The sequence below is a fragment of the Hymenobacter sp. genome (assembly GCF_036387835.1).
Lineage (GTDB): Bacteria > Bacteroidota > Bacteroidia > Cytophagales > Hymenobacteraceae > Hymenobacter.
In genome coordinates, this window is sequence record NZ_DASVSY010000007.1 from 16,389 (window position 1) to 27,046 (window position 10,658).

General features: G+C 61.1%; 5 protein-coding genes. All 5 read left to right on the forward strand.

Going from position 1 to position 10,658, the window contains the following annotated elements:
• Window positions 1-2: 2 nt before the first annotated feature.
• The 5 genes from VF639_RS00775 to VF639_RS00795 all read left to right on the forward strand — a co-directional run bounded on the left by VF639_RS00775 (window position 3) and on the right by VF639_RS00795 (window position 10,607).
• Window positions 3-1,880, forward strand: coding sequence for a glycoside hydrolase family 35 protein (locus VF639_RS00775; protein WP_331143992.1), 1,878 nt, complete (start codon window positions 3-5; stop codon window positions 1,878-1,880).
• A 355-nt stretch (window positions 1,881-2,235) separates the two neighbouring features.
• Window positions 2,236-2,499 (forward strand): family 43 glycosylhydrolase, encoded by a 264-nt coding sequence (locus VF639_RS00780; RefSeq protein WP_331143993.1) that lies wholly within the window; start codon window positions 2,236-2,238, stop codon window positions 2,497-2,499.
• Entirely contained in the window at window positions 2,496-2,957 is a 462-nt protein-coding gene (locus tag VF639_RS00785; RefSeq protein WP_331143994.1) for a family 43 glycosylhydrolase, read from the forward strand. Before VF639_RS00780 ends, VF639_RS00785 begins: the two co-directional genes overlap by 4 nt.
• Window positions 2,958-3,359: 402 nt before the next feature.
• Window positions 3,360-5,930, forward strand: a complete 2,571-nt coding sequence (gene galB / locus VF639_RS00790; RefSeq protein WP_331143995.1) for a beta-galactosidase GalB — start codon at window positions 3,360-3,362, stop codon at window positions 5,928-5,930.
• 474 nt (window positions 5,931-6,404) lie between these two features.
• Window positions 6,405-10,607: a glycosyl hydrolase gene (locus VF639_RS00795; protein ID WP_331143996.1), complete on the forward strand. Its 4,203-nt coding sequence runs from the start codon at window positions 6,405-6,407 to the stop codon at window positions 10,605-10,607.
• The last annotated feature ends 51 nt before the right edge of the window (window positions 10,608-10,658 follow it).

Below are 10,658 nucleotides of genomic sequence, written 5' to 3' on the forward strand. Positions count from 1 at the left end.
GCATGATACACAAGTGCATGATAGGGGCTTTGTTGCTGAGCAGCCTGACCCTGAATTCAGCGGCGCAAGCCCAAACCAAAGCCACTACGGCCAAGCACACCTTCGCCCTCGGCGACGAGAACTTCCTGCTCGATAACAAGCCATTCCAGATGATTTCGGCTGAGATGCACTACCCGCGCATTCCGCGCGAGGCGTGGCGGCACCGCATGAAAATGGCCAAGGCGATGGGAATCAACACGGTAGGCACCTACGTATTCTGGAATTTGCACGAGCCGGAGCCCGGCAAGTACAACTTCACCGGCAACAACGACATTGCCGCCTTCGTGAAAACGGCCCAGGAAGAAGGCCTGTGGGTGGTGCTGCGGCCAAGCCCGTACGTGTGCGCTGAATGGGAGTTTGGTGGCTACCCGTACTGGCTGCAGAAGGAAAAAGACTTGGTAGTGCGCAGCAAAGACCCCAAATACATTGCCGCGTACGGCCGCTACCTGAAGGAAGTGGCCAAGCAGCTGGCGCCGCTGCAAGTCAACCACGGCGGACCGGTGCTCATGGTGCAAGTGGAAAACGAGTACGGCTTCTACGCCAGCGACAAAGACTACCTGGCCCTCAACCGCAAGATGTTTCAGGAAGCCGGCTTCGACGGCTTGCTTTACACCTGCGACCCGGCCGATAAGGTGAAGGAAGGTCACTTACCGGGTTTGCTCCCGGCTATCAACGGCCTCGACAAGCCCAATGAGGTGAAAAAGCTGGTACGCACCTACCACGGCGGCAAAGGGCCGTTCTTTATTTCCGAGTGGTACCCGGCCTGGTTTGACTGGTGGGGCACCCCGCACCACACCGTGCCGGCTTCCAAGTACACGCCCCGCCTCGATTCAGTGCTTGCAGCGGGTATCTCCATCAACATGTACATGTTTCATGGCGGCACCACGCGGGGCTTCATGAACGGGGCCAACTACAAGGGCGAAGGCACCAAGTTCGAGCCCCAAATCAGCAGCTACGACTACGACGCGCCCCTCGACGAGGCCGGCAATGCCACGCCCAAGTTCATGGCCTTCCGGCAGGTGATTGAAAAGTATTTGCCGAAAGGCGCCAAGTTGCCCCCGGTGCCGGCCGCCAAGCCGTCTATGCGCATTCCGGCCATCAACATGAACTCGGCCACCAGCCTGCTGGCCAACCTGCCCAAGCCCCTTGTAAACGCCAAGCCGCAGTCGTTTGAGGCGCTGAACCAGGACTACGGCTTCGTGCTCTACCGCACCGAGGTGCAGGGTGGGCGCAAGGGCGTACTCAGCATCAAAGACCTGCGCGACTACGGCGTAATCATGGTCAACGGCCAGCGCGTAGCCACCCTGGACCGCCGCCTCGGCCAGGACCAAGTGGAGCTGACCTTGCCCCAAGGCACCGTCCGGCTCGACATTCTGGTGGAAAACTTGGGCCGCCTCAACTTCGGGCCCTTCCTCAACCAAAACCGCAAAGGCATCACCGAGCAGGTCACTTTCGCGGGCACCGAGCTAACCAACTGGCAGCATTTCCGCCTGCCCTTCGCCAGCGTGGCCGCGGCTCCCAAAACGCCCGGCAAAATTGCCGCTACCGACAACAGTCCCGTGCTCCGGCGCGGCACCTTTACCGTTGCCACCCCCGCCGACACCTACCTCGACCTCAGCCAGTGGGGCAAAGGCTGCGTGTGGCTCAACGGCCACAACCTCGGCCGCTATTGGGAAGTGGGCCCCCAACAAACCCTGTACGTACCCGCCGAGTGGCTGAAAAAAGGCGCCAACGAAGTGGTGGTGCTGGAGCTGCTCAAACCCCAACAAGACAAACTCGCCAGCCTCGACAAGCCCATCCTGGACGTAGTGAAAACCGACGGCGAAGCCCGCAAGAATTAAGCAGTGAAAAGCGGCTTAACGGACACCAGATCAGGGGAGGCCGTTAAGCTGCCCTACGCACACTCGGTTCGCATAGGCTCTTAGTGAAGCCAACCAAAGTATTTCGTTCTGTGGCATTCGTCAGTGGGGATTTACGGTGCCAGCTACTATCTAGAAAGGAATGCTTTGCTTCTTCGGAAGTAGCGCGCCCGGCAGGAGTGGGAACCTGTCGGGCCGCTAGTCGGGCCCGGGTGATGGGGCTTTGCTTACTTGTATTGCTATGCGCTTTCCCCTCTTCTTGCTCGTGGCCTGCGGGCTTTCTATGGCCGGCTTCTCCTAAGGGCTGGCAACCGATACGCTGAAGGCCTCGGCGGCTGTGCTGCCCGGCGTGTACGCCGACCCGCATCTGACCGCCTTTGGCAGCACCTTCTACCTGTACCCCACCACCGACGGCACCGAGGGCTGGCTGTCTACTTCGTTTACGTGCTGGTCGTCGAAGGACCTGATGCAGTGGAAGAATGAGGGCGTTGTTCTGGATTTGCCGCGCGACCTGACGTGGGCCACGCAGCGGGCGTGGGCCCCGGCCATCGCCACCAAAAACGGCAAGTACTACTATTATTATGGCGGTGCCACGCGGTGAAGCTGAACCCCGACATGGTATCGTTCGACGCGGCTGCCGTGGTGGAGTTCAAGCCGCCGGGCTACAATGAAGGCTCGTTTGTATTCAAGCGCCAGGGCAAGTACTACCTCATGTGGTCGGAGTACGACACCCGCGACCCGCGCTCCTCCGTGGCCTACGCCACCGCCGACTCGCCGCTCGGGCCCTTCACCAAAGCCCCCCAAAACCCGGTGCTGAAGGGGCGGGGCAGCGTGAAAGGTGCGGGCCACCACTCCGTACTGCAAGTCCCCGGCACCGACCAATGGGTAATAGCCTACCACCGCTTCAAGATTCCGGGCGGCAACGGCTACAACCGCGAAACCTATCTCTCGCCCATGCGCTTCGACGCGCAAGGCAACATCTTGCCCGTTGAGGTTTTCGAGTTAGTGAAGCCAACCAAGACGAGTACCGCAAGCAGCCAAAAGCCTGCCGCCAAGTAGTGCTGCATTGGCTAAAGCAGCGTTGCCTTTGGGTCTGGCTGCATTCTGATGACGCTGTAGAGACACCACACTAGGCGTCTCGTCGTTGCTGAGGTTGTTTAGCCTTCGCCTAATGTCTTTGCGGCGGCCGCATAGCGGCCTCAGGATTGTAGAAAACAAGCGCCAAGTGCCAGAGCGCCGCGTAGCGGTGCAAGACCTGCCAGCGCCTCTTGTACCGCTACGCGGCGCGGCCACCACCGGCAAGCTAAACAGCCTCAGCAACGACGAGACGCCATGTGTGGCGTCTCTACAGCGTGCAACGGCTCTAAGCAGGTGAGTACCCGATGCCGATGCAGCTGAATCGTTGCAGTTTTCGGCCGGAATAGCCTTCTCCGATCTGCCTGCTTACTCTTTCGTTACTCTATGAACCACACTTTTCCGCGCCGTGTGCTGCACATTGTGCCTTTTCTCTTGCTGGCTCTGCTGAGCGCCTTGCCAGCTGAGGCGCAAGTCCGGCAGGAGTTCTTGCTCGATACCAACTGGAAGTTCAAGAAAGGCGACGTGCCCGAGGCGGCTACCCCCGGCTTCGAAGATGCCAGCTGGCAAACCGTGCGGGTGCCCCACGATTGGGCCATCTATGGTCCTTTCGACGGCAACAACGACTTGCAGGAAGTGAAGATCGAGCAGAACAACGAGAAGGCCGCCACGCTCAAATCGGGTCGTACGGGCGGGCTGCCTTTTATTGGCACGGGCTGGTACCGGCGGAAGCTGGCGGTGCCGGGGTTCGGGCCGGGCAAGCGGGCGGTGCTGCTTTTTGATGGGGCCATGAGCAACGCCCGCGTATTCGTGAACGGCCAAGAAGTAGGCAACTGGCCCTACGGCTACAACTCGTTTTCCTTCGACATCACCACCTACCTCCAGCCCGGCGACAACAACACGCTGGCCGTCCGCCTGCAAAACCAAAGCCAGGCCTCGCGCTGGTACCCCGGCGCCGGCCTCTACCGCAACGTGCACCTCATCGTCACCAACGACGTGCACATTCCGGTGTGGGGCAGCTACGTCACCACGCCCGAAGTTACGGCTGAGTATGCGCAAGTGAAGCTGGTTACTGAAGTGGCCGTTCCGGCCGGCCGGTTGATTGGCCGCAAAGGCGCTGAAATCAGCGTGAAAGGCAGCCACGACGAGCACATCGGCCACGGCGCCATGCAGAAGGTTTTATTGTTGCGCCTCGACACCAGCATTCAGGACGCCAGCGGGCAGGTGGTGGCGACCAGCAGCACCCTCCTGCAAAGCGGCTTACCCTCGTGCGAGCAGGCGTTTACCCTTATCCAGCCCCAACTGTGGAGCCCGGAAACACCGACGCTTTACCAGGCCGTTTCGCGGCTGTATGTTAAGGATGCAAGAGCAGATACCACTTTTCAATTAACCGACGAGTACAGCACCCGGTTCGGCGTCCGCTCGTTCAGGTTCGAGGCCGGCAAAGGCTTCTCCCTAAACGGGCAGGCGCGCAAGTTCAAGGGCGTGTGCAACCACCACGACCTCGGCCCCTTGGGCACGGCCATCAACACGGCGGCCCTGCGGCGGCAGCTGGTCTTGCTCAAGGACATGGGCTGCGACGCCATCCGGACCTCGCACAACATGCCGGCCCCAGAGCTGGTGGATTTGTGCGACGAAATGGGCTTTATGCTGATGGTGGAATCGTTCGACGAATGGAAAACGCCTAAGGTGAAAAACGGCTACAGCCAGTACTTCGACCAATGGGCCGAGAAAGACCTGGTGAACATGGTGCGTCGCGACCGGAACCACCCGTCCGTGATTATGTGGAGCATCGGCAACGAGGTGCCCGACCAAAGCGCCCCCGGCGGCAACAAGATTGCCAAGCGCCTGCAAGACATCGTGCACCGCGAAGACCCCACCCGCCCCGTCACGGCCGGCATGGACCGCATCGACGCGGCCATCAACAACAACTTTGCCTCGGTGCTCGACATAGCGGGCTTCAACTACAAGCCCATGCGCTACGAAACAGCCAACGGCAAGCTGCCCCAAGGCTTTATTCTCGGCACCGAAACGGCTTCCACGGTTAGCTCGCGGGGCGTGTACGAGTTCCCGGTGGTGGGGGCCAAGCAGAAGAAGTACCCCAACCTGCAATCCTCGTCCTACGACCTGGAGGTGTGCAACTGGTCGCAGACGCCCGACGAGGAGTTTGTGAAGCAAGACGATTTGCCGTTCGTCATCGGGGAGTTTGTGTGGACGGGCTTCGACTACCTCGGCGAGCCCACGCCCTACGACGAAAGCTGGCCTTCGCACAGCTCGTACTTCGGTATTCTGGATTTGGCGGGTTTGCCCAAAGACCGGTTCTACCTCTACCGTGCCCGCTGGAATACCACTGCGCCCACCCTGCACCTGCTGCCGCACTGGACCTGGCCCGGCCGCGAGGGTGAAACCACGCCCGTGTTCTGCTACACCAGCTACCCTTCGGCCGAGCTGTTTGTGAACGGTAAAAGCATGGGCCGCCAAACCAAAAGCCCTTCCGCTACCCCCCAAACCCGCTACCGCCTGATGTGGAACGAGGTGAAATACGAGCCCGGCACCATCAAAGTAGTGGCCTACGATGCCCAAGGCAAGCAAGCCGCCACCGAAGAAGTGCGCACCGCCGGCAAACCCGACCACATCAAGCTCACCGCCGACCGCACCACCCTCAAGGCCAACGGCCAGGACCTGGCTTTCGTCACGGTCCGCGTGGAAGATGCGCAAGGCAACCTGTGTCCCACGGCCACCAACCAGCTGCAATTTGCGGTAAGCGGCGCCGGTAAGTTCCGGGCCGCAGCCAACGGCGACGCCACCAGTCTGGAACTGTTCCACGAGCCGAAGATGAAGGCGTTTCAGGGGATGCTGGTGGCACTAGTAGGAACCACCGACAAGCCCGGCAACATGCAGTTGAAAATCAGCGGCAAAGGCTTGAAGACAGGTGTGCTTCAGTTGAGGTCGGAATGAGCATTTGTTTACCCCACCCCCGTCCCCTCCCCGGTAGGGAGGGGTGCGTTCAAGAAGTCTTCTGATTGTCGCCTGGCACCCCTCCCCACCGGGGAGGGGCCGGGGGTGGGGTCCTCAACAAGCACGTCAACCCAATGACCAGCAGTACAAAGGCCGAAAGGTGAGCAAACACTCACCTTTCGGCCTTTGCGGTATCAGGAGGTGAATGGTTATGCTCTTGCTTGGGTGGGGTTTTAGATAAGATATTGATTATTAGTTATAAACGCTGATTGGCTGTTGCTTAATACAATTCGGGCGAGGCGAATTCCTCCCCATTCTTTGCGTGATATGCCCCCCATAGCGGCGGGTGAGAGGCGGTAGTTTTACAGTGTTCAGGCAGGACGGGTGCAGCCGGAAACGTGCTGCTTACGAGCAGGAAAGCACCAAGCCGGCCATGAATAACTACACGACCAGTTCTTACCTAAATCCCCCAATATGACAAACTTCAACTTACATCGGGTGTCAAAACTGCATCCGGGTGCGGTGCTGTTGCTCCTGCTTTGCTGGCTGTCGGCCGGCGTGGGTTTTGCACAATCTGGTGCCGGCCTGACGGCAGCCTGGTTGGGAACCGTAGACGAAGCGAATCTGAAAGTCAACGACTTGCCCAATAATGGCCGGGTGATTCAACTGGTGTCGGCTATTCAGGTGACGCCGGGCGCCACGTTCAGGGTGGTAGGTAGCGCCGGGCAGTCGGTGAGCAAACAGGCGCCGTTGACCTCTGATATGGCCGTGGAGCTGACGGCGGCCGACGGCACCAGGAAGCTGTACGACCTGGAGCTTGGCAGCAGCGGCTTGCCCGTGGAGCCGGCCGTGAATGCCAGCAGCACGGTGGCCAGCATCACCAACAAAGTCCTGAATATCAGTGGCAATTCCGAGTACCACGTCACCAACACGGTAAACCCGCTGGCGGGCAGCTTGCTGGACTTGCGCTCCGACAATGTGTGGCTGTACTTCGACAACATCCGGCCTTCGGTTTTCAACAAGCGCTACTTGGCGCACGTGCTCGTGAACGGGCAACGGGCGCAGATAGACACCACCGTGCGGCTGGTGCAGTACCTGCAAGGCTGCGTGCTGATCAGCCAGCCGGCCACCTACCAGGCCCTGACCGTTTTCACGGGTACCAGCTTGGGCGGCTCTTCGCAGGCGCTTAACTTGTACACGCCCTATAAGTCAGCCGAGCTTGGCGCGTTCAACAACACCATTGCCTCGTTCCGGCTCAAGAAAGGCTACATGGCTACGTTTGCGGAAAACGAAACGGGCTCGGGCACCAGCAAGGTCTACATTGCCGCCGACCAGGATGTGGTGATAAACCAGCTGCCCACGGGCCTGCGCAACAACATCTCGTTTGTGTTGGTGCGGCCCTGGCGGTGGGTGGCCAAGAAAGGCTGGACCAGCGGCTACAGCCTCTCCGACACCCTGCGCTGCGCCTGGAACTACAACTGGAACAACAACGACAACTCCACCCTCGACCAGGAATACGTGCCCATCCGGCAAACCCGCTGGTGGCCCGACTACGGCGTGAGCGGCTCGAAGCGCAACGTCACCCACTTCCTCGGCTTCAACGAGCCTAACGCCCCCGAGCAAGCCAACATGACCGTCAACCAGGCCGTGGCCGAGTGGCCCAACTTGCTGCGTTCCGGCTTGCGGGTCGGCTCGCCGGCCGTTACCGACGGCGGTTTGGGCTGGCTCTATTCGTTTATGGACAAGTGCGACTCAGCCAATTTCCGGGTGGACTTTGTGGCCGTGCACTACTACCGCGGCTGCCAGAGCGCCCGCCAGTACTACGACTTTCTGAAAGGCATCCACGACCGTACCGGCAAACCCATCTGGATAACCGAGTGGAACAACGGCGCCAACTGGACCAACACCGCCAGCTGCCCCAAGCCCACCTACCAGCAGCAGGCCGAAAGAATCCAGCAGTTCCTGACCATGCTCGATACCACCAGCTTCGTGGAGCGGTACTCGCTGTATGAATGGGTGCAGGACACCCGCCAGATGTTCTTGAGCGGCAACCCCATCGTGCTCAACCCCGCCGGCGTGGTGTACCGCGACAAAGTGTCGCCGATGGCTTACAATCCTAACCTGCGCGTGCCGGTGCCCGTGCCGCCCGTGCCTTTCACCCAAGGCAACCTGGCCCTGGTGCGCTACGGTAACCTGACTGCTGCTCAAGGCGGTACGCTCCCAGTCTTCGTGGACGAGTACACCCGCACGGGTACGCTGGTGCGCAGTATTGCGCTGCCCACCAGCAACAAAGGCTCGAACTTCGGGGTGGCGGGCTCTTTGGTGCGCGGCAACGGCGACGGCCCGGTGGGCGTGTCGCCCGACCATAACCAAATGGCGCTGGCTACTTTCAACATCGGCTTCGGCAACGGCAACCCCAACGGCTCGACGGCCGCCCGGGTAGTGGCTATTGTGGATGCGCAAGGCAACGTGAACACCCGCACCGGCTTCTCCGACGGCTCGGGTAGTCCGCTGCGTACGGCCCTGGCCACCGATACCTCGGCCTACATTGCCTACGGCGCCAACAACTTGGGGCTGCGCTACGGCAAGATTCCGCCCCAAACCGCCTCGGTCCGCACCCGCACTTCCAGCAGTATTTTCGGGGTGATTAGCCCTAAAAAGATGGCTGTGTACGGCAACGAGCTGTATTTCACCTCGTCGAATCCGTCGGGGGCGAAGGTGCAGAAGCTCAGCGGCGTGCCCGGTTCGGCCGCCACGCCCGTGGCCCTGCCCGGCATTCCGCTCACCACGTCTACCTCGCAGGCCAGCGGCTTCGCCATGTTCGACATCAACCCTAACGTGCCCGGCTTCGACCTGCTGTATTTCGTGGACGAGATACCGACGCCGGTGCTCTACAAGTTCTCGTTCGACGGCAGCACCTGGACCGCCCGCGGCACCTTGGCCATTACCGGCCTCACCGACAACACCCTCCGCGACCTGACCGGCTCGTTGGTGAAAGGCGTACCCACGCTCTACGGCGTCAGCTACACGTCGTTGGTGAAGCTCGTTGACAAAGCGGCCAGCTACACCAGTCCGCTCAGTATCACGCAAACTGCCGTTATCAACCTGCCGACCAGCACCGGCCCCTATGCGTTCCGCGGCCTGGCCTCGGCGCCCGGCACCAAGGATACCATCGTGTACCGCCTGCCGCAGACCATTGCCTTCGAGTCGCCCTTGGCCAAGCGCCAGGCCGATACTGATTCGGAAGTAGGAGCCACGGCCAGCTCCGGGTTGCCGGTAAGCTACACCAGCTCCGACACCACCGTGGCCAAGCTGGTAGCCGGCAAACTGCACCTGGTAGGCGTGGGCACTACCACCATCACGGCCACGCAGCCCGGCGATGCCACCTACTACCCGGCCGCGCCCGTGCAGCAAACCCTAACGGTGGCCCCGCTCGCCGTGAAAGTGCAGTACCGCGACGACGATAGCCGCCCCCTCAACAACACCAGCAAACCCGTGCTCCAGCTAACCAACGAGGGCGCCGGCGCCGTGGCCTACGGCGAGCTGACGGCCCGCTACTGGCTGACCGTGGAAAACTACACCGGCCTGAGCGCAGTTATCGACTACGCCGCCCTCGGGGCCGGCCAGGTGCACACCCGCTACGTGCCGCTAACCCAACCCCGCAACGGCGCTTACGGCTACGTAGAGTACACTTTCGAGGCCGCGCTGCCCGACCTGGCTGCCGGTAGTACGTCCGGCGAAATCAAGTCGCGCCTCCACAACACCGAGCAAGGCAGCCTCAACGAGCAGGACGACTATTCCTTTAGCAGCGCCGCCAGGGCCCTGGCCCTCAACGAGCACCTGACGCTTTACCGCAACGGCCAGCTGGTGTGGGGCACCGAGCCAACCACCGTGGCGCCCGTCAAGGCAGTGGAGGTACTCAGCCAGAACCGCAACCATTCAACTATCGGCAACACCATCAGCACCTTCATTTCCTTGGCGAATACCGGCAACGAGCCCCTCAACTACGCCGACGTGAAGGTGCGCTACTGGTTCAGCCCCGAAAGCCCGGCCAGCCTTACGAATTGGGTTGATTGGGCCAAGGTGGGCGCCGCCAACGTCACTCACCAAGCCTCCACGGGCACCGCATCCGTAGCAGGAGCCGACGCTTACCTGGAGTTCGGGTTTGCGCCCGGCGCGGGCCAGTTGTACCCGCTCAGCTCCACCGGCGACATCAAGTTCCGCGTTGCCAAGTCCGACTGGTCGAGCTTCGTGGAAGACAACGACTACTCGTACCGCCCGGCCGGCCCCGTGGCCGCCAACGACCACATCACGGTGTACTACCAGGGCCAGTTGCTCTATGGCGTTGAGCCGACCAACACGGCGGCCCGCGGCGGCAAAACTGCCCTAAGCACGAACAGCGCGAAAAACGGGTTGGCCGCTACGCTGGAAGCCTACCCCAACCCGTTTGCCGAGCGCACCACCATCCGCTTCCGAAGCGTGCGTACCAGCAAGGCGCAGCTGCAAGTGTTCAACCCGCTCGGGCAGCTCGTGACTACGCTCTACGACGGCGTTGCGCAGGAAGGACACGACTACTCGCTGGAGCTGAACGGCCAGAAGCTTGCCGCCGGCATCTACACCTGCCGCCTGCTGCTCGACGGTAAGGTGCAAACCCAACGCGTAGTGGTAACCAAGTAGCGTAATCATTAACACCCGGAAAAGGCCAGTCGATACTGTATCGGCTGGCCT

Excerpts from the sequence above, each read along its gene's own strand:
- VF639_RS00775 (WP_331143992.1), top strand. The coding sequence starts at position 3 with ATGATACACAAGTGCATGATAGGGGCTTTGTTGCTGAGCAGCCTGACC.
- galB (WP_331143995.1), top strand. The coding sequence starts at position 3,360 with ATGAACCACACTTTTCCGCGCCGTGTGCTGCACATTGTGCCTTTTCTC.
- VF639_RS00795 (WP_331143996.1), top strand. The coding sequence starts at position 6,405 with ATGACAAACTTCAACTTACATCGGGTGTCAAAACTGCATCCGGGTGCG.